The sequence below is a fragment of the Acinetobacter sp. PW68 genome (assembly GCF_020982655.1).
GTDB classification, from domain to species: domain Bacteria; phylum Pseudomonadota; class Gammaproteobacteria; order Pseudomonadales; family Moraxellaceae; genus Acinetobacter; species Acinetobacter towneri_A.
The window spans coordinates 1,169,348-1,195,631 of the sequence record NZ_JAHZSX010000001.1 but is presented as its reverse complement, the minus strand read 5'-3'; the positions used below and the strand labels follow the sequence as shown (position 1 = coordinate 1,195,631).

General features: G+C 41.3%; 21 protein-coding genes, 1 pseudogene and 1 other annotated feature. Of the genes and pseudogenes, 10 read left to right on the top strand and 12 right to left on the bottom strand.

Annotated elements, in window-relative coordinates; all coding sequences use genetic code 11:
- Positions 1–17: 17 nt before the first annotated feature.
- The gene (locus K1T76_RS05655; protein ID WP_230244531.1) at positions 18–1,016 is read left to right on the top strand and encodes a zinc-binding alcohol dehydrogenase family protein; all 999 of its coding nucleotides are present in this window, start codon (positions 18–20) and stop codon (positions 1,014–1,016) included.
- Between the two features lie 20 nt (positions 1,017–1,036).
- Positions 1,037–1,321, top strand: coding sequence for a putative quinol monooxygenase (locus K1T76_RS05650; protein ID WP_000156169.1), 285 nt, complete (start codon positions 1,037–1,039; stop codon positions 1,319–1,321).
- A gap of 115 nt (positions 1,322–1,436) precedes the next feature.
- Here the strand turns inward: K1T76_RS05650 and K1T76_RS05645 are convergent, their stop codons facing one another.
- The 3 genes from K1T76_RS05645 to K1T76_RS05635 form a co-directional block, all read right to left on the bottom strand.
- On the bottom strand, positions 1,437–2,576 hold the full coding sequence (locus tag K1T76_RS05645) for an IS4 family transposase (protein ID WP_230244523.1): 1,140 nt from the start codon (positions 2,574–2,576) through the stop codon (positions 1,437–1,439).
- A 270-nt stretch (positions 2,577–2,846) separates the two neighbouring features.
- Positions 2,847–3,461, bottom strand: a complete 615-nt coding sequence (locus K1T76_RS05640) for a MarC family protein (protein WP_004976930.1) — start codon at positions 3,459–3,461, stop codon at positions 2,847–2,849.
- Between the two features lie 12 nt (positions 3,462–3,473).
- Entirely contained in the window at positions 3,474–5,534 is a 2,061-nt protein-coding gene (locus K1T76_RS05635) for a choline transporter (RefSeq protein WP_230244521.1), read from the bottom strand.
- Between the two features lie 554 nt (positions 5,535–6,088).
- Between K1T76_RS05635 and betI the strand changes: the two genes are divergently transcribed.
- The 3 genes from betI (at position 6,089) to betA (ending at position 9,955) form a co-directional block, all read left to right on the top strand.
- Positions 6,089–6,715 carry a transcriptional regulator BetI gene (gene betI, locus K1T76_RS05630; RefSeq protein WP_004976938.1) on the top strand — a complete coding sequence of 209 codons (627 nt, stop codon included), beginning with the start codon at positions 6,089–6,091 and terminating at the stop codon, positions 6,713–6,715.
- On the top strand, positions 6,708–8,180 hold the full coding sequence (betB, locus tag K1T76_RS05625; protein WP_230244519.1) for a betaine-aldehyde dehydrogenase: 1,473 nt from the start codon (positions 6,708–6,710) through the stop codon (positions 8,178–8,180). The genes betI and betB overlap by 8 nt, the downstream gene beginning before the upstream one ends.
- A 107-nt stretch (positions 8,181–8,287) precedes the next feature.
- Positions 8,288–9,955 (top strand): choline dehydrogenase, encoded by a 1,668-nt coding sequence (betA, locus tag K1T76_RS05620; RefSeq protein ID WP_230244517.1) that lies wholly within the window; start codon positions 8,288–8,290, stop codon positions 9,953–9,955.
- A gap of 62 nt (positions 9,956–10,017) precedes the next feature.
- Here the strand turns inward: betA and K1T76_RS05615 are convergent, their stop codons facing one another.
- From K1T76_RS05615 to K1T76_RS05595, 5 genes are all read right to left on the bottom strand, one after another.
- Positions 10,018–13,164 (bottom strand): efflux RND transporter permease subunit, encoded by a 3,147-nt coding sequence (locus K1T76_RS05615; protein ID WP_230244515.1) that lies wholly within the window; start codon positions 13,162–13,164, stop codon positions 10,018–10,020.
- Complete coding sequence (locus K1T76_RS05610) at positions 13,154–14,380, bottom strand: efflux RND transporter periplasmic adaptor subunit (protein ID WP_183173341.1); 1,227 nt, start codon at positions 14,378–14,380, stop codon at positions 13,154–13,156. The genes K1T76_RS05615 and K1T76_RS05610 overlap by 11 nt, the downstream gene beginning before the upstream one ends.
- Before the next feature lies 1 nt (position 14,381).
- Positions 14,382–15,704: a TolC family protein gene (locus tag K1T76_RS05605; protein WP_230244513.1), complete on the bottom strand. Its 1,323-nt coding sequence runs from the start codon at positions 15,702–15,704 to the stop codon at positions 14,382–14,384.
- A 47-nt stretch (positions 15,705–15,751) separates the two neighbouring features.
- The gene (locus tag K1T76_RS05600) at positions 15,752–16,180 is read right to left on the bottom strand and encodes a cation efflux protein, CzcI-like (protein WP_004693170.1); all 429 of its coding nucleotides are present in this window, start codon (positions 16,178–16,180) and stop codon (positions 15,752–15,754) included.
- A 65-nt stretch (positions 16,181–16,245) separates the two neighbouring features.
- Entirely contained in the window at positions 16,246–17,154 is a 909-nt protein-coding gene (locus tag K1T76_RS05595; protein ID WP_125273849.1) for a cation diffusion facilitator family transporter, read from the bottom strand.
- A 534-nt stretch (positions 17,155–17,688) separates the two neighbouring features.
- Between K1T76_RS05595 and ribA the strand changes: the two genes are divergently transcribed.
- The gene (gene ribA / locus K1T76_RS05590; RefSeq protein ID WP_004976959.1) at positions 17,689–18,291 is read left to right on the top strand and encodes a GTP cyclohydrolase II; all 603 of its coding nucleotides are present in this window, start codon (positions 17,689–17,691) and stop codon (positions 18,289–18,291) included.
- A gap of 125 nt (positions 18,292–18,416) precedes the next feature.
- Here the strand turns inward: ribA and trpA are convergent, their stop codons facing one another.
- Positions 18,417–19,205: a tryptophan synthase subunit alpha gene (gene trpA, locus K1T76_RS05585; RefSeq protein WP_230244511.1), complete on the bottom strand. Its 789-nt coding sequence runs from the start codon at positions 19,203–19,205 to the stop codon at positions 18,417–18,419.
- A 103-nt stretch (positions 19,206–19,308) separates the two neighbouring features.
- Here trpA and K1T76_RS05580 point away from each other — a divergent pair.
- Positions 19,309–20,528, top strand: a protein-coding gene (locus K1T76_RS05580) for an IS3 family transposase (protein WP_230244509.1) whose coding sequence is annotated in 2 segments (ribosomal slippage) — positions 19,309–19,585 and positions 19,585–20,528 — 1,221 coding nt in all. Because the reading frame shifts where the segments join, the coding sequence is not laid out codon by codon here.
- Positions 19,584–19,700, top strand: a sequence feature (AL1L pseudoknot). It overlaps the preceding gene by 117 nt.
- 58 nt (positions 20,529–20,586) lie before the next feature.
- Here the strand turns inward: K1T76_RS05580 and K1T76_RS05575 are convergent.
- The gene (locus tag K1T76_RS05575; protein ID WP_230244507.1) at positions 20,587–22,386 is read right to left on the bottom strand and encodes an McrB family protein; all 1,800 of its coding nucleotides are present in this window, start codon (positions 22,384–22,386) and stop codon (positions 20,587–20,589) included.
- A gap of 25 nt (positions 22,387–22,411) precedes the next feature.
- Here K1T76_RS05575 and K1T76_RS05570 point away from each other — a divergent pair, with 25 nt between their 5' ends.
- The 3 genes from K1T76_RS05570 to tnpC all read left to right on the top strand — a co-directional run bounded on the left by K1T76_RS05570 (position 22,412) and on the right by tnpC (position 24,827).
- Positions 22,412–22,795 (top strand): transposase, encoded by a 384-nt coding sequence (locus K1T76_RS05570; protein WP_130122116.1) that lies wholly within the window; start codon positions 22,412–22,414, stop codon positions 22,793–22,795.
- A complete protein-coding gene (gene tnpB / locus K1T76_RS05565) occupies positions 22,792–23,127 on the top strand; it encodes an IS66 family insertion sequence element accessory protein TnpB (RefSeq protein ID WP_165382150.1) in 336 nt (111 codons plus the stop codon). Before K1T76_RS05570 ends, tnpB begins: the two co-directional genes overlap by 4 nt.
- 74 nt (positions 23,128–23,201) lie before the next feature.
- Entirely contained in the window at positions 23,202–24,827 is a 1,626-nt protein-coding gene (gene tnpC, locus K1T76_RS05560; protein WP_230243835.1) for an IS66 family transposase, read from the top strand.
- 16 nt (positions 24,828–24,843) lie between these two features.
- Here the strand turns inward: tnpC and K1T76_RS05555 are convergent, their stop codons facing one another.
- Together K1T76_RS05555 and K1T76_RS05550 are read right to left on the bottom strand one after the other, a co-directional pair.
- Entirely contained in the window at positions 24,844–25,194 is a 351-nt protein-coding gene (locus K1T76_RS05555; protein ID WP_230244505.1) for a hypothetical protein, read from the bottom strand.
- 711 nt (positions 25,195–25,905) lie between these two features.
- Positions 25,906–26,163, bottom strand: a pseudogene (locus K1T76_RS05550) (IS30 family transposase); the annotation flags it as partial.
- Between the last annotated feature and the right edge of the window lie 121 nt (positions 26,164–26,284).

Here is a 26,284-nt window from a genome sequence, read left to right as displayed (position 1 = left end):
AAGTTAAGGACAAATCTATGAAAGCCGTATCGTATGTTATCAATCACCATGATGATTTTAAAAATTCATTGGTAGATATTGAAAAAGCGAAGCCTACGCTTAAGGAGCGTGATGTACTGGTAAAAGTTCAGGCAATCTCTGTGAATCCAGTTGATACCAAAGTGAGAAAAAATTCGTCTGAAGCAAATAATCGTATTTTAGGTTGGGATGCCGTTGGGGAAATTATTGAAGTTGGCTCAAAAGTTACCGCGTTTAAAGTAGGAGATTCTGTTTGGTATGCTGGCGATTTAACCCGAGATGGTAGTAATGCTGAGTTTCAAGCAGTCGATGAACGAATTATCAGTCTTAAACCCATTACAGTATCTAATGCAGAAGCAGCAGCATTGCCATTAACTGCAATAACGGCATGGGAAATGCTGTTTGATCGGTTTCAAATTTCAGAAACAGAAGTTGGCAGTATTTTAATTATTGGTGGTGCAGGCGGTGTAGGATCAATTGCTATCCAACTCCTAAAAGCAAAAACAAATCTGACCGTTATAGCAACAGCTTCACGTGAAGAAACGAAATCTTGGGTGGAATCACTTGGTGCCGACCATGTCATTGATCATAGCAAAGATTTAAACGAACAAATCGAAGCACTAGGTATTGAAAAACCAAAATACGTATTCTCTACAAATCATACAGAAACATATACCAAGCAAATAGTTTCTCTGATTGCACCACAAGGCAAGCTTGGATTGATCGATGATCCACAAACATTTGATATTATGCCGTTTAAGACTAAATCTATTTCTATCCATTGGGAGTTGATGTTCACCCGTTCAATGTATGAAACTGATGATATTGAAAAACAAGGTGATCTATTGCAACAGGTTGCTCAATTAGTTGACCAGCAAAAAATTAGAAGTACCCTGAACCAAAATCTAGGCAAAATTAACGCTGCAAACTTGGAGAAGGCGCATAAGTTGCTTGAATCAGGTAAATCAAAAGGCAAAATTGTACTAGAAAACTTCTAAAACAAATTCAAGGTAAAATAATGACTATTTCAGTAATTGCGAACATTAAGGCAAAATCAGATCAAAAAGAGACGTTAGAAGCGCTTTTAAAAAGTGTAATAGAACCTACGCTTCAAGAAGAAGGATGCTTGAAATATGAGCTTTATATTAGCGAAAATGACTCGAGTAGATATTTCTTCTTAGAAGAATGGCGTAGCAGAGAGGATTTAGATATCCATCTAGCCTCTGATTATATTCAAAGTTTATTTGGTAATATCCAATCGCTCATTGAATCAAGTGATATTGTAGAAATCAAAAAAATATAGCTGTATTCGGACGTTATGATGAAGTACTCTTCAAATTAACATAGAGACTTAGAAAGCTAAAAAAAATGGGAGCTATAAGCTCACTGCTGTCCCACAATTTTTCACAAGAGGAAGCTTAAATAAGCTTCCTCTTGTTTAATGGGATTTTATCGGGTGAGAATAAAGCTTTTAACGTTTTTCTTTCAAACAAATTCACTTGAATGATTCTGAGTAAGCGCTGCACTGTCCAGCCTTCTTTCCCCAGATGTTGAGCGAAACTCACCAGCAAATAGGCGATTAACGCGATCCAAATTTGAGTTTGTATGGCATTACGGCTTCGACCTAGAAATGACTTTAATTTTAAATTCTGTTTAAGTGCTTTAAAGAACAGTTCCACTTTCCAACGGTCTTTATAAATTGCAGCAATCGTTGATGCTGCCAGATGAAAGTTATTACTCAGAAACTCAAACGTCCTGTTCTTATCGGCATCATAAAATTCTATACGTCTTAATAATTTGGGAGCACCTCTTTTCTTTGCATGAGCACTACTTAATTCAATCCACTCATCCGCAATAATACCTTTAGATGCTAATACGCTGCGGCTAGATTTCACTTGATAAACTGTCTTTGGGCGCAATCGGGTGACAAAGCTGACCTTTTGATGAGTCAATTGGGCAAACCATTGATAATCAATATATCCTTTGTCAAATACGACAATACTGCCAGCAGGAAATTTAAATGCTCTGCCTTGTACCATATCATTTTCAATGCCATCCCCAAGCGCCACAAATTCAGGAATGGTATTGCTGTGATTTAAGCCAACGCTAAGTTTCATGCTGGCTTTGGATTCATGCACTTTGGCCCATTCACATAAGGAAAGTGACAGATCAATATGGCTGGCATCCAGGGAATATAAGGGATTCTTAAAGCGGAATTTATGAGCTACTTTTGAGTGTTCATAAGATTTAAGCAAGGTGTAAAATAGCTGTTCATACAAGGCTGCAGGCTGTTCCTGATTGATTCGAGCCAGTGTACTGCGAGGGATAGACTTTGCTCCGAGAGCATTCAGCTTTTCTTGTTGACACTCTAGATTAGATTGAATATCCCGCAGACTTTGTCTGCAGGAAAGTTGAGACATCAGTATGGCAATGAACTGATCCCATCTTGAAGCAGCTCTAAATTTCTGACCGACATGATGTATTTGAACAAGACGTTCAAAATCTTGTCGGAGTATGGGTTTAATCAATTGATGAAATACGGTATTCTGATATGACAAAACCTGAGTCCTTGGTCGTTAAAGTGTTGGTTCGCACTTATATTTTAACGATTCAGACTCAGGTTTTTTTATTTAAATCAAACTATGGGACAGCAGTGGCTATAAGCTCCCTTTTTTTGAGACTGTAAATTAAGGCTTATGGTATGAATTCTTAAGCTGTGTTCAGCGACCGCTGATCAAATTCTTAAGAAATTTGCATCGTAATCAGAATCATATTTCTGACAATAAAAAAACTGAATGAATTACATTCGGTTTTTTACTGTGATGAACTTACATCTCTGCAATCACACCTAAAATCCCAGTAATAATCATTTCAATCGCAATAGTACCAATCAGTAACGCAGATAATCGACCTACAATATCCACATAACGGTCTATATATTTGGCATGCTTATACCTGAGATGATCATGCGCAAACTTCATCAAAATCATTAAACTACAGGTTAGCGCCAAGGTGAGGAAAATTACCAGTGCAGCGCCACTAATGGGCAAAGTCATGCCTGTCACCACGGCGGCACTAATCGTCCCCGGTCCAATCATAAAAGGCATAGCAATGGTACCTGCCAAATGTTCAGGTGCTCCCCGCATCTCACCGATGGTGTCTGCACCTTGAAACACATAGCGATAACCAATCACCAAGAAAATAAGCCCACCAAAGATTTGAAATGCCTCAAACCGCACATTCAAATATTTGCTGAAAATAGCTTCACCACCCCATGCAAATAGCATAAATACCGCATAAGCAATTAAACAGCCTTGAATCAGGGCTTTATTAAACACTTTTGCTTCTGAATTACGAATCATGCCAATCATGTAAATGCTCATCAGAAATGGATTAAGCAATGAAAAGAACAACGCAAAAGCATGTAAATATGAGATATACATGGTGTCCCCTGATTAGCTTTGTGGGTCTGGAAATAACGGACGATTTCCAGGACTGATTCGGTTTATATGTAAGAAGGTCATATGCCGTTCGTATCTGTCTAGAATGTCATTAATAACTTGCTCTTTGGTGTAACCAACCAAATCATTACCTTGTGAACCTTCATAAAGATAGGTTTCCAAACGAAAATAAAACCGTTTACCCAACTTACCACGTTCACTAAATGTGGGTGCGATATAACGTACTGGCCAGATTTGATAAACAAAGTTCTGTTCTTCTTCCAGATGAATAATCAAATCTAAATGATATAAAGTTGGATCTTGCTCTAATGCACTTTCCTGAACGTCAATATTCACGCCTCTTTTTTGCATTTCTTCCGCAACGGCTAGCACGGCGGGGCGGCATATTTCATCCAACATGCGTTTGGTATCGCTGGTTCCTGGATGATGCATAACCCGTGACAAGCGTTTTTTCCAGTTCAGAATATCTACATTACCCACCACAGGTGCTGCATTCAAACTGCTACTGGCTTGTCGATAATCTTCAAGTCTTAAAGATTTATATAAACCTGCCATCACCAAGAACATAACAAAACTAAAAGGCAACCCCATGATAATAGTTGCATTTTGCAAAGCAGTAATCCCATTAGTCATCAACATAGCCAAGGTCAGCAAGCCAATGGCAATAGCCCAAAATACACTGAGCCAGCGTGGTGCATCATGGTCGACATTGGTAAATTGTGTGGTGAAATTCCCTAAGACCAATGCACCTGAATCGGCTGAAGTCACATAAAACAACAACCCTGTAATGGTTGCGATGCCTGCAATAAAAGGAAAATACGGATATTGAGCCAACAAGTCGTAGAAACCGTGTGCTGGATTGGCAATGACGGTTTGAGCCAATGCCAGATTTCCATCAAAAATCACATTGTGTAATGCACTATTTCCGAAAATTGACAGCCACGTTAGGGTAAAAATTAACGGAATGATTAAGGTACCACTGACAAACTCACGAATGGTACGCCCACGAGAAATACGTGCAAGAAAGAGTCCCACAAAAGGCGACCAAGCTACCCACCAAGCCCAAAAGAATAGCGTCCAACTGTTCATCCATTCTTTAGGTTGCTGAAAGGCAAAACTTTCCAATGTCATACTTGGGAAACGGCTAATATAATCACCAATATTTTGTACAAAAGTATTCAGCAAAAATTCAGTATTGCCGAGGAATAAAATAAACAGCATCAAACCCACGGATACATAAATATTTACTTCTGAGAGTATGCGCAGACCTTTATTTACACCCGAAGTCACTGAAATAATGGTCATCACCACAGCAACACCAATTAGGGCTGCCTGCATCCACAGATTTTCAGGTAAATCGAACAGTACATGTAAACCGTAATTCAGTTGCACGACACCAATACCGCAGGTGGTCGCAATACCGAAAATCGTCCCAATCACCGCGGCAGTATCCACACTATGTCCAATCGGACCATGAATTTTTTGACCAAAAATCGGATAAAGCGCGGAACGGATGGTGAGTGGCAAATTGTAACGATAGCTGAAATATCCCAATGCCATGCCAATCAAGGCGTACATGCACCATCCTGTCAGGCCATAATGGAATAAAGTCCAGACCATACTCTGGCGTGCAGCTTCAAAGGTCTGCCCTTCACCTACTGGTGGATGCATATAATGGGATAAAGGTTCAGCGACTGAGAAGAACATCAAATCGATACCAATCCCTGCTGAAAACAGCATGGCAGACCAACTGAGTAAACTAAATTCGGGTTTAGAATGTTTGGGGCCAAGCTTAATATCACCATAGCGTGAACAGGCAATAAAAATCACAAACACCATATACAGTGTGGCAGCCAGTAAATAGTACCAACTGAAGGTGGAACTGACCCATGCCAAAACTGCATTCAGCGTTTGATTGGCGAAGTCATTGAACAAAATGGTGGTAATTGAAAAAATTAAAATAATGAGAGCTGAAATATAAAAGACCACACCATTTAAACGGTCTTTTGGTGCTAATGTTTGATCATCAACTGCTCTTGGATTATCTGTTGCCATACAATCCTCAAGGAAGTAAATATAAGTTGAAAATCAATTTTTAAACTTCTCGCTGTCGAGAGCTTAAAAATCGATAAGTGCTATACGACAGTACTTTTGTCTCCGACAAAAATGCTATCTTCGTGTAACCGAATGTTTAGCCAGAATATAAAGATATGTGGCAGTGTAACAAATTCCCTAAATTTGCCCTGCTTACACAACCAATTCCAACATGAGAACGACATAAATAAACTGTTCTTCTCCTTAAACTCAATTTTTGTAGAAGCTTTTAGGTGTTGTATCCGATGTTTCAAGCAAGAACATAAAAAAATGCGCGTACTCTGCCACAGGTTCACCAAAACCAACTACAAATCTATCCATATGATAAATAAGCATTAATACTTAAAAAATTGAGAACAAACTTTGCAAAGCTGCATTCAATTTAAACAACATGATACTTTTAATTGATTGAACGTTCAATCAATTAAAAGTATCATAAAAAAATGCTATGATGTTTTCCATGTCAATAATTGAATCTAACACCTTTAAATCTAAGGTAAATTTTCTGGATTATCATGAATAAACGTAGAGTTAAACCTGAGCATGAACGTCGTGAAGAAATCATTCGCGCAGCCTATGAGGTCATTTACGAGGTGGGTTTATCCAATACCACTATTGCTCAGATTGCAAAAAAAGCCCAACTTTCTACAGGCATTGTGAGTCATTATTTTGGTGATAAGCAGGGTTTGATTGAAAGCTGTATGCGACAAATGCTCTTTGTCTTACGTGAAACTGCGGCAACCTATAAAGCCAAAGTTAGTCAGCCCACACCAGAAAATTTACTTAAGGCAATTATTGATGCCAACTTTGACATCAGTCAGGTGAATCAAACAGCGATGCGTGTCTGGTTAGATTTTTGGTCCGCCAGCATGCACATGCCCGATTTAGGTCGCTTGCAGCGAATAAATGACCAACGGCTTTATTCAAATTTAAAATTTCATTTACTGCAGATGATGCCTAAAGACAAAGCCAGCCATATCGCCAAAGGGCTTGCTGCTTTGATTGATGGTCTTTGGTTACGCGGCAGTTTAAGTGGTCATCAAGCATTTGATCGTGACTTGGCACGTTCTATTGCATACGACTATGTCGATATGCAACTTCGCTTAATACAACAGATACGGCAGGAACAGCAAAATGAATGATGCACAATTACATCAATTGTATATCCATGGACAGTATGTCAATGCCACTAGTGGTAAAACCTTCGATACGATTAACCCTGCTACAGGTCAAATCCTTGCGAGCGTGCAGCAAGCAAGTCAAGCCGATGTAGATGCGGCGGTTAAAAGTGCCCAACAAGGGCAACAAGTTTGGGCCGCCATGACGGCTGTTGAACGGGCACGTATTCTGCTGCGTGCCGTGGATATTTTACGTAAACGTAATGATGAGCTTGCCCGTCTAGAAACGCTCGATACGGGTAAAGCATACAGCGAAACCTCTAGTGTCGATATTGTAACTGGCGCGGATGTTCTCGAATATTATGCAGGTCTTGCAACTGCGATTCAGGGCGAACAAGTACCCCTGCGTGAAAGTAGTTTTTTCTATACCCGTCGCGAACCCTTGGGCGTTGTCGCGGGTATAGGCGCATGGAACTACCCTATTCAAATTGCGCTGTGGAAATCTGCACCTGCCTTAGCTGCGGGGAATGCCATGATTTTCAAACCCAGTGAAATTACGCCACTGACGGCCTTTAAGTTGGCTGAAATTTATACCGAAGCGGGTTTGCCTGCTGGGGTCTTTAACGTGGTTCAAGGGCTTGGACAAGAAGTCGGTCAATGGCTGACTGAACATCCAGAAATTGCCAAAATTTCCTTTACAGGTGGGGTGGAAACAGGCAAAAAAGTCATGTCCAGTGCTGCTGCATCTAGTTTAAAAGAAATTACCATGGAACTCGGCGGCAAGTCTCCACTGATCATTTGCTCTGATGCTCCTCTTGACCGCGCTGCGGACATTGCAGTGATGGCAAATTTCTTTAGTTCGGGTCAGGTGTGCACTAACGGTACGCGTGTCTTTATACCGCGCCACCTAAAAGTCGAGTTTGAACAGGCTGTACTCGAACGTGTTAAACGTATTCGTGTAGGTGACCCAATGTTGGCAGAAACCAATTTTGGTCCGCTCACCAGTTTCCCGCATATGGAAAAAGTCTTGTCTTATATTGAATTGGGCAAACAGCAAGGTGCGACACTTTTAATTGGGGGTGAACGAGCGACCTCTGCGGAACTGGCTCAGGGCGCTTATGTCATGCCAACTGTTTTTACAGACTGTCATGACGACATGCGAATTGTACAAGATGAAATATTTGGACCTGTTATGAGTCTTTTGACTTATGACAGCATCGAAGAAGTCATTCAACGTGCTAACCAGACCCCTTATGGTCTAGCAGCAGGGGTTGTAACACAAGATATCTCGCAGGCACACCGCATTATTCACCAACTTGAAGCGGGCATTTGCTGGGTTAACACTTGGGGCGAATCCCCTGCTGAAATGCCTGTCGGGGGCTATAAGCAATCGGGTGTGGGACGTGAAAACGGTTTGTCTACTTTGCAACATTATACCCGCATTAAATCCATTCAAGTCGAATTGGGCGATTATCACAGTATTTTCTAAACGCTAAATACTGACCGTTATTCTTTGTTTTTCTGTTTTTACATCCTCAACTCAACATGTCGCCACGCTCTAATCGGGCGTGGTACTGCCATAGAAAAAGGATCATTATGCATTCTACTCACTACGATTATATTATTATTGGCGCAGGCTCTGCGGGCAATGTTCTTGCCGCTCGTTTAACCGAAGATGCCGATGTCTCTGTTTTATTACTAGAAGCAGGCGGACCTGACTACCGACTCGATTTTCGTACTCAAATGCCTGCTGCACTGGCTTATCCACTGCAAGGGCGACGTTATAACTGGGCTTATTTAACTGACCCCGAACCGCATATGAATAACCGTCGCATGGAATGTGGACGCGGCAAAGGTTTGGGTGGATCGTCACTCATTAATGGCATGTGCTATATCCGTGGCAATGCCATGGACTTAGAACAATGGTCGACTTTAAAAGGTTTGGAAAACTGGAGCTATGCCGATTGCCTGCCGTACTACCGCAAAGCAGAAAGTCGTGATATTGGCGCCAACGACTATCATGGTGATCATGGACCTGTAAGTGTTGCTACACCGAAAGCCAATAATAATAAGCTGTTTCATGCGATGGTAGAAGCTGGCGTACAAGCAGGTTATCCACGTACAGATGACTTAAACGGCTATCAACAAGAAGGTTTTGGTCCTATGGATCGAACCGTCACGCCCAAGGGTCGACGCGCCAGTACAGCCCGCGGATATCTGGATATGGCAAAGCAGCGCCCCAACTTGACCATCATGACGCATGCCACCACCCATAAAATTCTGTTTAGTGGCAAACAAGCAATTGGGGTGGAATACCTGCAAGGTGCAAATCGGCAACAGTTACATCAGGTCTATGCGAATAAAGAAGTTTTGCTCTGTGCAGGCGCAATTGCATCTCCACAAATTTTACAACGTTCAGGTGTAGGCTCTAGCGAGTTATTGCGTGATCTAGATATTGAACTTGTCCATGATTTACCTGGTGTCGGGGAAAATTTACAAGACCATCTGGAAATGTATCTGCAATATAAATGCATAAAACCTGTTTCGCTCTACCCCGCCTTGAAATGGTACAACCAGCCTGCCATTGGTGCCGAATGGTTATTCAATGGAACTGGGATTGGCGCCAGCAACCAATTTGAAGCAGGGGGGTTTATTCGCTCTTCCGATGAATTTTCTTGGCCCAATATTCAGTTTCATTTCCTACCTGTTGCGATTAACTACAATGGTAGCAACGCAGTCAAAGAACATGGCTTTCAAGCCCACGTCGGTTCTATGCGCTCACCCTCGCGTGGACGCATCAAACTAAAATCTAAAGATCCATTTGAACATCCAAGTATTCTGTTCAACTATATGTCTACAGAGCAAGATTGGCGCGAATTCCGCGATGCTATTCGGATTACACGTGAAATCATGCAACAACCTGCATTAGATCCTTATCGCGGTGAAGAAATTAGTCCGGGTAAACATTTAAGCAGTGATGCAGAATTGGATGACTTCGTACGCAATCATGCTGAAACGGCCTACCACCCTTCTTGTAGTTGCAAAATGGGCGAAGATGAAATGGCCGTGGTCGATGGTCAAGGGCGTGTGCATGGTCTGCACAATTTACGTGTGGTTGATGCCTCTATTATGCCGTTAATTATCACAGGGAATTTGAATGCTACAACGATTATGATGGCTGAGAAAATTGCCGATCAAATTCGTGGACTACCAGCACTAGCTCGTTCCGATGCAGGTTTTTATCAAGCCCGTTCATCTGCATAATTTTCTCACACTCAAGCATGAGGAGACTATTTTACCTCCTCATACTTCAACTGATTAAGGGATTAAACTTTCGTTTCTTTTTTTGCATTCATCCAACGATACAATACTGGTAATAGCACCAAGGTCAATAACGTCGAAGAAATAATTCCACCAATCACCACGGTCGCCAGTGGACGTTGGACCTCTGCCCCTGTGCCCGTAGCAAGCGCCATTGGGACAAAACCTAAGGACGCTACACAAGCGGTCATTAAAACAGGCCTTAATCGCAAAATCGCTCCCTGCCAAACGGCTTCATGTAAGCGGTATTGCCCTCTTAGCTCTTTAATGAAGGTCAGCATGACCAAACCATTTAAGACGGCAACCCCAGACAAGGCAATGAAACCAATACCCGCCGACATTGACAAAGGAATGTCTCTTAACCACAAGAAAAGCACACCACCAGTTAGGGCAAATGGAACGCCAGTGAAGACCAGCAAGCTTTCTTTGATGTTATGGAAAACGGCCATCAGCAAAATAAAGATCGTCAATAATGCCAGTGGAATCACAATCTGCATTCGAGCCTGCGCTGAGGCCAAGTTTTCAAATTGACCACCATACTCAATCCAGTATCCACTTGGTAACGGATATTGCTTAAGCTGATTTTGTAGCTCTGTGACAAAAGAGCCCAAATCACGCCCTTCCACATTCGCCGTGACAATCACACGACGTTTGCCATTTTCACGGCTGACTTGGTTAATGCCATCCATCATTTTTACAGTGGCAATATCGGTGAGCAGAATGCTGCCACCATTTGGAAGCTGTATTGGCAGTTGCGCAATCCCATTGACACTACGATCTTGCTCACTGAGTCGAATCACAAAGTCAAAACGGCGGTCGCCCTGTAAAATTTCACCGACATTTTGTCCGCCAATGCTTGCTGACACATAGTCTTGTATGGTTTTGACACTTAGGCCGTATTGAGCCGCCAAGCTTTTATCAATTTCCACATTGAGCAAAGGTAAACCCGACGTTTGTTCAACTTTAACGGCGGTACTGCCTGAAACCTGTTGAATCAATTTACTGATTTTTTCAGCTTCCGCATTTAACACTTGCATGTCATCGCCAAAGATTTTGACACCGACATCACTACGTACACCCGATATTAACTCATTGAAACGCAGTTCAATTGGCTGAGAAAACTCACTGTTGTTACCGGGCAATGTCGCTAAATACGCCTGCATACGGCTACGCAGTTCATCCAATGTTTCTTTCGGGTTTGGCCATGCATCACGGGGTTTCAACATGACATAACCATCTGAAATATTCGGAGGCATTACATCGGTCGCCACTTCAGCCGTGCCTGTTCGCGCAAAAATAGCGTGTATTTCAGGGAATTTTTTCAGAAGTAGCTTTTCCGTATTTTCCTGAATACGAAGTGATTCTTCTAGACCTGTGCTTGGAGAGCGTAGTTGCTGTACAGCAAAGTCACCTTCACTTAGTTGCGGTGCAAACTCACTGCCGATACGTGTTGCAAGTAATCCTGTCAACATCAACAAGCACAGTGCAAAGGTTAAAACAACTGCTTTATACTGATAGGCACAGTCCAATACCTGCTGATAACGATTTTTTAGCCACAGCATCCAACGGCTTTCAGTTTCTTGGATGTCACCTTTAACAAAGAGTGCAACAGCCGCAGGTACAAAGCTGATCGACAAAATAATGGCTGCAACGAGTGCAAGTACAACAGTCAAAGCCATTGGGTGGAACATTTTTGCTTCTACACCAGTCAGTGCAAAAATCGGTAAATACACCACTAAAATAATCAGCTGACCAAAAATGAGTGGACGGCGGGCTTGACGCGCTGCCAAAAACACTTCTTTAAAACGTTCCGACTGAGTCAACGGTCGTTTGAGTAACTGCTGGGCATGGGCTAAACGGCGAATACAGTTTTCAACAATTACCACTGCACCGTCGACAATAATCCCGAAATCCAATGCCCCTAAACTCATCAGGTTGGCACTGATGTTCTGCTGTGCCATACCTGTTAAAGTAAACAGCATAGACAGCGGAATTACGCAGGCCGTAATTAACGCCGCACGAATATTACCCAAGAATAAAAAGAGGATCACAATCACCAAGATTGCGCCTTCGACCAAGTTCTTTTGTACCGTTTTAATGGCTTTTTCCACCAAAGTGGTACGGTCATAAACCGTTTCTATTGTGACACCTTGCGGTAAACTGCTTTGCACCTCTTGAATTTTGGCATCTACAGCTTTAGACACCGTTCGGCTGTTTTCCCCCATCATCATCATAGCGATGCCGAGTACAGTTTCTTCGCCGTTATAGGTTGCGCCTCCTGTTCGGAGGTCATGATCAATTGAAACCTGCGCAATATCCGCGACACGAATGGGGTTCCCATTTGGGCTGGCAACCGTTGTATTTTCAATATCTGCAAGACTGTTGAGTGTCCCTGGAACACGCACTGTGAGCTGCTGACCATTTTCCTCAATATAGCCTGCGCCACGGTTTTCATTATTTTCCTGTAAAGCGGTTTGCAGTTGACTTAATGAAATATTTAACTGTTGCATACGGTTTAAGTCAGGAGCAACGACATAGGTTTTATTAAACCCGCCAATACTGTTGACCTCGGCAACCCCCGCAACACGTTGCAATTGTGGACGAACGATCCAATCTTGGATCTCCCGCAAGTCCATCGCGCTATAAGCCGTACCATCCGCTTTTTTGGCATTCGATTCGGCTTTAATGACCCATTGATAAATTTCACCTAAACCCGTCGAAACTGGCGACATGGTTGGAGAAACATCACTGGGTAAATCTGCTTTGACCTCTTGTACTCGTTGATTAATCTGCTGACGTGCCCAATAGATGTCTGTGCCATCCTCAAATACGATGGTGACTTGCGACAAACCATAACGTGAAATCGAACGAGTCAACTGTAAATCTGGAATACCCGCCATTGCAGTTTCAATTGGATAGGTAATCCGCTGCTCAACCTCCAGTGCGGTAAAACCATTGGCTTGGGTATTAATTTGTACTTGCGTATTGGTAATATCGGGCACTGCATCGATCGGCAGTTTTTGATAGCTATAAACCCCGACCGCGATCCACGTGCATACAAAGAGCATGACCCAAATTGCATTTTGAATAGAGAACTGAATAATTCGTTCAAACAAACCCTCAGGCTTGGGTAAATCATGATTAGTGTGCATGATCAGCCTCGCCTTTTTCTAGTTCAGACTTAAGGACAAAGCTGCCTTGACTGACATAGCGTTGTCCTGCTGTTAGGCCTGAAATCACTTCTACCCATTGAGCGTCATTTGAAGCTTGCCCAAGTTGAACGGGCTGCGCTTTCAAATGCACTTGTCCTTTTTGTTCAGCGTCGACCACAAATACCGAAGTTTGACCTTCTATGTTTTGAATAGCACTTTTATGGACGCGAAGTGCTGTTTTGGAACTGGTATTGTCTAAAAAGATATTCACCAAAACATTTGGACGTAGTTCAGCCGCTTGGCTTTTTAATTTAGCACGTACCACCAAACGTCCTGTTTGTGCATCGGCTTGAGAAGTTAAGCTTTGAATGACGGCTTCATATTTTTGCTCAGAAGCATTCGGCTTAAATGTCAGACTCTGATTGGCTTGTAACTGACCTGAGTACTGAGCAGGCAGATTAAACTCAAGCCATAACTCTTTAAATTGTTCAATCACAAAAAGCTGATCGGCCAATTGTACGTTTTCACCCACCACGATATCTTTTTGGCTAATCACACCTGAAATGGGGGCTTTGATGGCAAAACGACCATTTACTCCACCTGTTGCCCCTAGGGCGTTTAAACGGCTTTGCACCGATTGCACAGTAATCTGCGCTTGTCGGTAAGCATTTTCTGCCCGTTGGTAGTCTTGCTTGGCAGAAATGCCCTGTGACCATAACTGCTGTTCACGTTGATAATCTTGACGTGCCAAATCCAAACTGGCTTGAGCCATCCGCAAATTGGCTTGTTGATCAATCAGTTCAGGGACAGACAGTACAGCTAAGGTTTGTCCTTTTTGTACGTTTTGACCAAGTTCAACATTCACCTGTTCCACATGCCCACCAAAGTTTGGCGAAATGTGTGCTTGCTGATCGGTATTGACCACAAGCTTTCCGGGTAGAACGGTAACTTGAGACACCACACCTTGTTGAGCTGAAGCGATTTGAATGCCTTGCTCTGTCAGTTGCTGCGCTGTTAGTTGAATTTCGCCTTCTTCAGCATGTCCTTTTTCGGCCTCGGGCTCATCCGAATGTTCAGATTCTTCATGCGCATGTTCATCAGTGGTTGTATCTTTCGAGCTAAACCAAATTCCAACAGCGATGAGAAATGTAATGAGGAGCAAAAGCCCAATCATCAATGGCTGTGATATTTTTCCAAATTGGTTTTTTAGTTGCATATTATTGTGCTCCGCCAAGGATGAGGTCTTGTATTTGTGCGATTGAATTTTTATTGATTTGGCTATAAGCATCTGAACTACTGATCTGTTCATAGCTGGTACCGAGGCTGAGTGCTTCTGCGCTCAATGCAGTCTGCCAAGCTTGACGTAATAACTGCAACTGCCCAAGGCGTATGCTTTGCAGCTGTAAGTTGGCTTGTTGAATGTCGGTAATGGACAGCTTTCCCGCTTTAAAACCTTGCAGCGTGCGGACTTGCACTTGTTCTGCCAAAGACGTTTGTTGACTCATCGAACTAAACTGTTTATTTAGTCCTTTGAGTTCATGCATGGCATTGGCGATATCTAAAATCTGCTGTTTTAACTCACGCTGTTGCTGCTGATTCAACAGGCTTTGCTGACGCTGGGCCATCGGAATGCTGTATTGCTGACGGTTAAAAATATTCAGCGGAATATCCACGCCGACACCTAATGTGGTATCGCTACTTTCATTCGGTGCTTGGCTCCGTTTCATGCCGACATTTAAGGTCGGATTGGGACGTGCCTGCACTTTTAAACTTTCAATGTTTAAATTGGACTGTTGAATGTTCAGTGCATATAGCTTTTCCAACCAACCTTCAGCAATATAGCGCTGTACTGTGGCATCGCTTTGATCTGGCCATGGCATTGAGGTCGCATTGAGTTGAATATCGGCTTTGGTTTCGCCCCAAAGGTTTGAGAGTTGACGCTGTGCTACTTGTTCTGACAGTACCGCTTGTTGGTATAAGCGCTGCATATCCAAACTTTCGATTTGCGCACGTTCATAGTCAACCAAAGCAATACTGCCCGCCTGATAACGTTTTTTGGCACTGTCTAAATTGTTTTGACTCACTTTGAGTTGTGCTGCGTACAGCGATTTTTCAACTTGTGCCAAAGCCAACTGAGACCATGCAAATTTCACCACCAATTGGCTTTGTGCTGTCCACAGTTGTTGTTGTAACTGTCCTTGTTGGTGCGCTGTTTCTGCGAGTTTTTGATTAAGCTTACGCTGTCCAAAAACATCTAAGGGCTGACTGATGGCAATACTGAGCTCTTGATTGGTATTTGAACCCAAACCATCTTGATTGATATTTAAGCTAGGATTTTGCCATAGGCCACTGTTTTTGATGTTCAGCTCTGAAATGCTTTGACGCTGTTGCCCAATGTCGCTTTGGTTTTGATAGCGCTCTACTTTTGCTAAAGCTTCATCCAAAGTCTTGATCGGTTCGGCAAAACTCCATTGCATCGCGGCTGTTGTTATGCCCACAGCAAGGGCTTGGCGTATAAACGCCTTAAATTGATTCGACATGTTTTTTCCCACTAATTTTTAGAAGAAGTGGTGGGAAATGTTTTAGGCTACCCCACCATTAGCGGGGAAAGTTCAGGAGGAGGATGTTGCCCCAATAAATCAGGGGCTTGATAGGCATTGTGCCAAAAAAACTGCGGACGCTCACGAACTTCAAACGCGAGCGGCATTTGATAGTTTATTTCTTTCGGAATAATCAAATGTGCCATTGAAGGCAAATGATCTTGATGGTCTTGATGGTCTTCACCCAATTCAAACTGATCATTTGCCGTTTGAGTATGGCTATCGGCACTGCTTTGCTGGTGTGCCTTATCATCAGACACACACAAGGTGGTTTGATGATGCCCAAAATGAAAATTTTGTTGCGTCACGACTTGAGTTTTTTGTTCTTCATGGACGCAAAAAGCTGCCGCCACGTTCCAAAGACTTTGGAACATGAATAAAGCAACTAAGACGCTAATCCACGTGGTAGAACGCATAATGTCGTACTGAAATAAAGTGACGGTATTGTAAAGCCTAGACTAAGTCTAAGGTCAAGTCTTTTTTAATGACTATGTTCATGTTGGTGTGGATGGCATTCATCTTCTTCAATCTGCAAAGTCACTTGCGTAATCCCATGCTCATGCCCCAATAACTCCACAGCTTGGTGGTATAAAGCTCTCTGATCTACATCAGGTGCAATCAAATGCGCTGTTAAATGCACATTCTTAGAGGTAATGGCCCAAACTTTAAGCTGGTGAATACCTTGTACACCCTCTAAAGCCAGCAAATCATTGCGTAAAGATTCGATATCAATTTCACTTGGTACACCTTCGAGCAAAATATTGATACTTTGTTTCAGTAGCACCCAAGTTCTAGGTAAGACCCAAAAGCCAATCAACACCGCAATAACGGTATCTACCCACATCCAACCTGTGAAATAAATCACCAGTGCGCCAATGATCACACCCACAGAGCCCAAGGCATCACTGAGCACTTCAAGATAAGCCCCTTTCACATTTAAGCTGTCTTGACTGCTCGACACCAAAATCTTCATTGAAATCAGGTTAATGATTAAACCCAGAACCGCAACAATCAGCATGCCCAAGCTTTGAATTTCAGGTGGCTGACTAAAACGCTGATAGGCTTCATATAAAATGTAAATGGCTACCACAAACAACATCATGGCATTAAACAAAGCTGCCAAGATTTCAAACCGTTGATAGCCAAAAGTACGTTTATCATCGGCAGGTTTTTGCCCAATTTTGATGGCTGCTAAAGCAATCGCTAAAGCAGCGGCATCGGTAAACATATGCGCTGCATCGGACAATAAGGCTAAGCTTTGCGTGATAAATCCTGCGACCACTTCTACAATTAAGAAGGTAAACGTCAGGGCAAGTGCGATGGTTAATTTCTTGGCATTTTTTGCAGTCACTTCAACATGACTGTGATCATGGTTATGAGAACCACTCATGTAGGACTCCTTATCATTTTATTTAACGGAATGCTTTAGCATTGAAATGGAAGCTTTTTTTAATTTAAAAATTACTCGATTTAGTATACTCGGTTAAAACAATAAAATCATCTTTCATGTGAATACGTCTTTATTTACGGCGTTTTTTCCCTGTCAAAAAGCTCATGGCCTGCGTATAGCCTGTTGGTGTAATACGCTGTACCAGATCAATTATTTTGGCATCTGTTCGGCTTTGTTGCACAAATATTTCATAACTATATGATTTTAAAATTTTTGATTATTTTTGATCCAAAATTAAATTTATTTAAATCAGATGCTTACATATTTAAGCAACAAAGCCTCGGCTAACTAAATTTTTTTTGCTTGGTTAGTTATTTTGTCAACTTAATATTTCACAAAAAATTCACTATTAAATACATACTCTTTACTTGGAAGTAAAATGCTGAAATTTATGACTGAAAAAAATTAGCCAATGCTTTCAAGTTAGATTAAGTAAATTGTACCAAATATAAATTTATATAGGTGTATTCTTCAATGGCTATAGAGTTTGTTTCAAAATCAAAACTACCGACTGCATTTGGTGATTTTGAAATTATAGCATTTCAAGACCAAAGTACTGGTGAAGAACATATAGCTCTTGCCAAAGGCATGGGTACTATTTCTAATCAACCTGTACTCGTTAGAATTCATTCAGAGTGCTTAACAGGTGACGCTTTTGGATCACTCAAATGTGATTGTGGCCCCCAATTACATTCAACCATGAAAATGATTAATGATGCAGGTCAAGGTGTGATCTTATACTTGCGCCAAGAAGGTCGCGGCATAGGACTAACCAATAAAATTCGAGCTTACGCACTTCAAGACCAAGGACATGATACTCTTGACGCCAATTTATTATTAAATTTACCAGCAGATGCTCGTAAATATGATATGTGTACCATTATGTTAGATTATTTAAAAATAAAGAATGTAAAACTCATTACAAATAATCCCCTTAAAATTAAATCTTTAACTGATTTAGGAATTAATGTTGTTGAACGTATTCCTTTAAAAGTTGGTTTAAATATCTTTAACAAAGCTTATCTTGAAACAAAGCAAAAACGCATGTCACATCTATATGATAATAGTGATTTTTAAAAAGCGATCACTTTTAGAAAAAAATCCACGTATAAAGTTCCATCTCCCTCACGGGAGAAGGCCAAGATAAAATATTGTTTTATATTCAATTATGGTTTTAAAGAATACCTATCAAAGAAGCTGGCTTATTCTTTATTTTCTCTCAGGATTTGCGAAAAAACTGTGACTTTTTCTAAAGTCGCATTCATTCCCTTATTAAAAAAAGTGTCGACGAGCGCTGAACCGATAACAATAAGATCTACTTTATTGGCTAAGGCTTTAACGTGGTTTTCATTTTTGATTCCAAAGCCAATTGCAACAGGAATATTAAAAATAGGTTTGATTTCAGCAATCTTTTTCTCAAGATTAGATAGATTGAAGTCTCCTCCTGTTAAGCCATTTTCTGCAACATGATATAAAAACCCTGTCGCGCGCGCTGAAATTTGCTCTAACCTTTCAACTGGAGTCGTCGGCGCGGTCATTGCAATTAAATGCATATTTTTTTCATTTAATTGCACCTCAAATTTTTCTCGATATCCATATGGAGCATCTAAAATCAATATTCCTTCTATAAGATTTTCTGTTTCGGCGATAAGTGTCTCAAAACCATATTGCATCATCGGATTTAAATAAGTCATGAAAATTATTGGTGTCTGGTCATCATGTAGCCTGATTACTTTTACCAACTCAATGGTCTGTTTTACCGTTTGACCTGCATCTAAAGCCCTAAGATGCGCTGCCTGAATGATCTCTCCATCTGCCACTGGATCAGAAAATGGAATACCCACTTCAATAATGTCAGCCCCTGCTTGACCCAATTGGCTTAACAGACGACAACTTTCTGTAAAATTAGGATCTCCAGCAGTAAAATAACAGACCAGACCGCTTCGATTTTCCAGTTTCAATTGCTCTAATTTTTGATCTAGACGGTTCATGCTGTAGCTCTTGTAAGATATTTTTTGACCGTGTTTAAGTCTTTGTCTCCTCTTGAACCGTACCGGGTTTGTCGGAGAGTCAATATTCTGAGAGACTATCCCGATGACAAAATTAAAATATACCCCTGAAATCAGAGAAAGAGCGGTTCAATTATTGATTGAATCTGAAAAAGATTATCCATCGAATTGGGCTGCGATCACCGCTATTGCTCCCAAGATAGGTTGTACTCCTGAAACACTACGTGTTTGGTATCAAAAATATTTAGATAAACTAAATCCAGTTAAAGTACAGCAGCTTTCAGATCAAGAACGTATTAAACAACTCGAACGTGAAAATAAAGAACTGCAACGCGCCAATGAGATTCTACGTAAAGCAGCCGCTTTTTTCGCCCAGGCGGAGCTCGACCGCCCACACAAATAATGGTGGATTTTATCCATAATAATAAAGAGCTGTACGGAGTCGAGGCGATTTGTAGAATTTTACCGATCGCACCCTCAACCTATTACCGGACTCTAGATCTCTGCGAAAATCCAGAACATCGAGCAAAGCGAGATTTACATGACTTGCATCATGCTGAGGAGATTAAACGAATTTGGAAGGAAAGTTCAGGTCGGTATGGTGTACGTAAAGTCTGGCAAAAACTGAAACGTGAAGGCTATATTATTGCACGCTGTACTGTTGCTCGATTAATGAAAAAGCTAGGTATACAAGGTGTTTGGCGTGGTAAGAATAAACAAACCACCCGTAGCCGAGATGACCAAAAACGAGCACCTGACTTGGTGAAACGGAATTTTAGAGCTGATCAGCCTAATCACTTGTGGGTTGCTGACTTTACCTATATTCAAACAAATTCAGGCTGGGTCTATACCGCCTTTATTATTGATGTGTTCTCACGAGCAATTGTTGGATGGAAAGTATCTACACGGATGAATACAGATATGGTGCTCGATGCATTGGAGCAAGCATTGCACGATCGAGGCATGCCAAAGAATGTGATTCATCATTCCGATAGAGGTGTTCAATATCTTTCTATTCGCTATACCAATCGTTTAGAAGCTGCAAATTTACGAGCATCAGTCGGTACGACTGGTGATTCATACGATAATGCTTTGGCTGAAACGGTGAATGGCTTATACAAAACAGAGGTGATTGAATATTTAAAAGCAGATTGGCAAGGTTTAGCAGATGTACAACTTGCGACACTAAACTGGGTAGATTGGTTCAATAAAAAGCGTGTACACAGTGTACTGGGTTATGTATCCCCTTTTGAGTTTGAAGCAATGTACTATGATAAGATTAACCCGTTAGGTCAGGTGGCCTAACTTAAATAAAAAAGTCTCCGATAAACCCGGTACGGTTCATTAGGTCAGGTGGCCTAACTTAAATAAAAAAGTCTCCGATAAACCCGGTACGGTTCACATTGAGCACCATATTGATCTTAGACCAATCATCAAAGAAATACTCTTGAAGCTGAGGAATGATTTTTTGCTTAAATATTTGCGCTAAGTTAGTAAGAGATGGATCTTTCTGCAAAGTCATAAAGTTGGCATGCCCAATACAGTGATCTCGGTCTAATAACACCTCAATACGCTGATTGATGACTTCTAATAACTTTCTAATATCCAAACCCATAACCTCAACGCCAGTTAGAAACTCAGGCTTTGGTGGCATTTCGATAAAAGTAAAGCGACGGCGCAAGGCAATATCTAAACCTGTTAAAGATCTGTCAGACGAATTCATGGTACCAATAATGTAAACATTATCAGGTACAGAGAAGTCATCTTTAGAATATGGAAGTGTCACCGACAATGCATCGTCTGCGCCTTGGCGTTTTGAATCTTCAATTAGCGTAATCAATTCACCAAAGATACGGGAAATGTTACCTCGGTTAATTTCATCAATGATGAGTACATAAGGTTTTACTTTTTCAATAGACTTTGTATATTCAACTTCTGAACGTAATGAATTAGCGATAGCCCATTCATAACTTTTTTGATCAACAATAATGTCACTTTGTGTCTTCAAATAGTTACGAATATGCCTAATAGATAAAGTGATATTACTTCCTGTAGATGTAAGAGCAAATAACGTGCCTGCTGAATTACTTGATACTTTAATTTCCGCACCACGTTTAGTATGAAAAATCATTTCCTCTGTTTTAGCCTGAGTAATGAGTTGATCAATCGCACTATTGATGCTTGCTTCAATCGGTGCTGATACATTATTTTGCTTAGCATCAATTTCTATTTGGGCATCTTCACAAATCTCTTTAAATACGCCTGCTTTTACATCATAGCTTAACTGCCCATTATCATCCGTTTCAGCACGAATCCCTTCCACAAAATCTTCATAACTAAAACTTTGATGGAAAGTGACAAACTTAATTTGACCTTGTTCTTTGTACTGATCAAAACGTAATTTTAGCGCCGTGCGATCTTCTTGTTCTAAAATTTCGAGAGGTTTGTTTTCAATAATGGATAAGGCATGGTTAATCGTATGGTAAGTTTTACCTGTACCCGCTGCACCAAATAAAATACGGTTTAGGGGCTGTTTTATCTGTTCTGATGGATTCATGTTAGTCTCTATTATATCAATATTGTTATAGTTTTCCGGCCAATAACCCACAAAAGGATCTCGATCAGTTTCCATTTTGTTCAAGGACATGCTTTTGAGTTCTTCTAATTTGGAGGCCGTTAATCGAATTGTTCCTAACTCATCTATTGAAAACTCTGATTCATTTTCATTTGGAATATAGAATGTGCCATCTTGATCGAAACCAACAGCAGCCACATAGCTCACTGTACTATTTCGCCCATTGAATTTATTGTTTGTGCCGAATCTAACCGGAGGCCGCTCTGAAGGTGCAACCCACCAATCCATAGGTGTTTCATGGATATATCTTGCCAACTCTAGAAAAAGCTTTCGATGCTCAGTATTTTGTTCAATGTGATTAAAATTCGGAACATTTTTAAACTGCTTTAGAATAAATTCATCCGTTAGCTTTTCTTTTCTACTCTCTGATCGTTTTTTATAGAGGTTTTCAAGTTCAGTTAAATCCTGAGTATGGCCTGAAAAGATACAGTCTTGGACATCTTTTCTTTTTATACGGGTGATTGTTTGTAAGCATCCGGCTAACACAGCCTTACCAAGCGATCCTATAAGCCTTAATTTAGTTCCCACCTAAAAACAAGTGGGGACTTAATCCATGAACATGGATATATATTCAGCAACACCTCCTGTTGCTAAAAAACGCAGAACATACAGCAAAGAATTCAAACTCAGTATTGTCAATGCCTGTAAAAATCCTAATACCTCGATCGCTTCGGTCGCACTGCAACATAGTATTAATGCCAACCTTGTCAGTCGTTGGATCAGGATCTTCAGGCATCATGAGGGTGCCGTGCAGGATCCTACTCATGTGAATCCAGCATTTATTGCTTTGCCTTACACTGCTGCAATCAGCCAACCTATTGATGAGAGGATCACGTTGTGTATCACCGTGCCTCATACGAATAATGATATTCAGCTAAAATGGCAGACATCAGAAATACCTGTCTTGGCAGAATTACTCAAGGCACTTGCAACATGATCCGCATTGATGAAATCTGGTTGTCTACTCAGCCCATGGACATGCGTGCAGGTATGGATACGACCATGGCTCAGGTGGTGAGAGCCTTTGGCTACATCAAACCGCATTGCGCCTACCTGTTCTGTAATAAACGTGGCCATCGTATGAAAGTGCTGGTACATGATGGACTGGGCATCTGGCTGTGTGCCAGGCGGCTGGAACAGGGAAAATTCCACTGGGCTCAAGTTCACCAAGGTGAAACCGTGGTCCTCAACCCGGAACAGTTACAGGCATTAATCCAGGGTTTGCCCTGGCAGCGCATTGGACGACAGCAAGTGGTAACAATGCTCTAAACCAAGCTCGGCTATTCTGCTATTCTCCAAACGTTCTATTTCATTCTCTTCATGACCTCAGGCATACTGCGGTCATGAATACGCTGCCTGACTTAAGCCAACTGACCCATGAACAACTGCTGGAATTTACCCGGCAGTTGGCGATGCAGCATCAGTCTCTAGCACAATCAAACCAGCAATTAGATGCCAGAGTTCAACATCTTGAAGTCACCAATCAGCAATTAGATTCTAAAGTTCAACATCTTTCTATTCTCAATCAAAAATACGAGCATGAACTGGCGCTGTTTAAAAAGCACAAATTCGCCCAAAAGAATGAACACTTAACGGCAAAACAAATCCATCTGTGGGATGAAGCGGTTGAAGAAGATATTGCCGCGGTTGATCTAGAACTGGAACGGCTAAATGCAGATAAAACCAATGCAGCGACACACAAAGCCAAAACCAATAAACCTAAACGTCGACCACTGCCAGATCATCTACACACCATCCGTATTGAGCATGAACCTGCATCAACCCAATGTGCTTGTGGATGCCAACTCCGGCGTATCGGCGAAGATGTCAGTGAAAAACTGCATTTCAGACCGGCACAGTTCTATAAGGAACAGCATGTGCGTGGTAAATGGGTCTGTGATCAGTGTGACACCCTGACTCAGCAAGCGATGCCCGCCTATGTGATTGATAAAGGCATTGCTTCACCTGAACTGCTCAGCCATGTTTTGGTATCGAAATATGCCGATCATTTGCCGCTGTACCGTCAACGTCTGATCTATCAGCGGGCGGGAATCGAACTTTCTAGATCAACTTTATCTGACTGGATAGGTCGCTGCGGTGTAGAACTGGAACCTCTGGCCAATGCCTTAAAAGAGGTGGTACTACAACAGCAGGTGCTGCATGCAGATGAAACACCGGTCACCATCATGCGGATGGGTGAGAATGATAAAAAACCGAAGAAAGGTTATGTCTGGGCCTATGCCACTACACAGTACAATCCAGTTCAGGCGGTGATCTATGACTTTCAGGATAGTCGTTCAGGCCAGCATGCTGCAGAGTTCTTGAAAGGCTGGCAGGGTTATCTAGTCTGTGATGATTACAGTGGTTATAAAGCACGCTTTAAATCAGGCCAGGTCATAGAGGTGGGCTGCATGGCCCATGCACGTCGTAAATTCCATGAACTGCATGTAACTGGGAAAAGTCAGGTCGCTGAACAGGCATTAGTGCTGATTCAGAAACTGTATGCCATAGAAGCAGAGCTCAGGAAAAAGACCGATGGTACAGCGGAAGACCGCCGCGAATACCGACAACAGCATAGTCAACCAGTGATGCAACAACTATATGAATGGCTCAACCAACATCATCTGACAGTGCCATCGAGTTCTCCCACCGCCAAGGCCATCAATTACACTCTGAAGCGTTGGCCAGCTTTAAGCCGCTATTTGGATGATGGCAATCTACCGATTTGCAATAATTGGGTAGAGAATCAAATGCGACCTTGGGCGTTGGGACGTAAGAACTGGCTGTTTGCTGGCTCGCTGCGCAGTGGTCAGCGAGCGGCAAACATCATGACGTTAATCCAGTCAGCAAAGCTGAATGGCTTGGATCCGTATGCCTATTTAAGTGATGTGCTGAAAAGGTTACCGACACACAAAGTGACCCAAATTGAAGAATTGCTACCACACCGCTGGAAACCTAAATCGAATTAAAAAATAGGTATGGGATTCAGCGGACGCTTACGATTGTTTGACGATAAGTATAAAAGTAAATTATTTTTTCAGGTTCAAATTGTTGCTCCCATTCGACTTCTAAGGTGCGTCCATCATTTAAGTTTTTCTTTACGGTACCAATGGCTTTGACTTTCATGCAGCTTACAAGACAACCGTAATTATTAAACGGCATATTATATTTTTGGCCATAAATTGCTTTTATTGCAATTCGATCCCCTGCTTGAATAGCATTTACGCGATCCAGATATTTATCTGTATAGCCATTCTGCCAAATGCCTTTTTCAATAAACTCAGGTGTTTTATCTTCACCATCCCAATCAGCACCAGCAACCCAAAAATTCATCATTTCCCCCAAACTCAAAATCTATTTCTTTACGCTTTAATAAATGATTTCACTCGGTTTTAAATTCCGCCCAGTCTTAGCAAGGCTACCCAAGCTTTACTTTCTTTTAATCAAGAATGCTCTCTCATTTTTTGTATATACGACATAAATACACTTACAACTTCCCTATATTTCAATTTCACACCATCCACATCTACTCAAACTGACAAATAAGTATCTGCATTAAATTATCCGCTATTTTAGCGGTATTAATCATTAAAATTATTCTCTACATATACATAAAAATCATTTCCCACACGATCATATTTAAAGGTCATGGTGTTACGACTCATCCATGGCTTTGTTGCATAAATATGTAAGCATCTGATTTAAATAAATTTAATTTTGGATCAAAAAATAATCAAAACTTTTAAAATCATATAGTTATGAAATCTTTGTGCAACAAAGCCGTACCTCTTAAATTCTGGAACTATTGGCTACCATTTTCCGTAAAAATTATCGAACGACTCCAAGTACTCAATGAATAAAGGGTATCCCCTCTAAATTTCCTGTCTATGCATATATGTAATGCGATAAGTGCTAAAATTGGAACTTAACTAGTCAAAAAGTACCGTTTAGTACCCAATATCGCACTTACCGTACAGAGAAAACACTAAGTAATTTTGAAATTTCGTGGTTCATCCAAATTAAAAGGCATTACTCGAAGCTTTTGCATAAGCCAACCAAATAATCAATATAAGCAAAGGCAAACGCTGTCATTTTTGATGAAGGGCGATACCGTTTTGACTTGCAAATTTCGCTGCCTGTTGAACTCTATACCCACGTTGCCCAGTATTTCTTTTTATTTCACGATAGATAGTTGATCGTGAACGTCCCAACTCCCAAATAAGGGTAGCGATTAAACTTTCACTTTTCAAAGTGACATAAATTTCGTATCTTTCATTTTGAGAAAGTTAGGGGGTATTTCTTCATTGTGTGCTTTCTAGTTGCGAGTTGAAAAAGTCTAATGATTCAATGAATACACCTAACTTTTTCAACTAACTACAAATGTGTCGCACTTGTGATTTGAATCTGCGATCTTTAAAAACAAAGC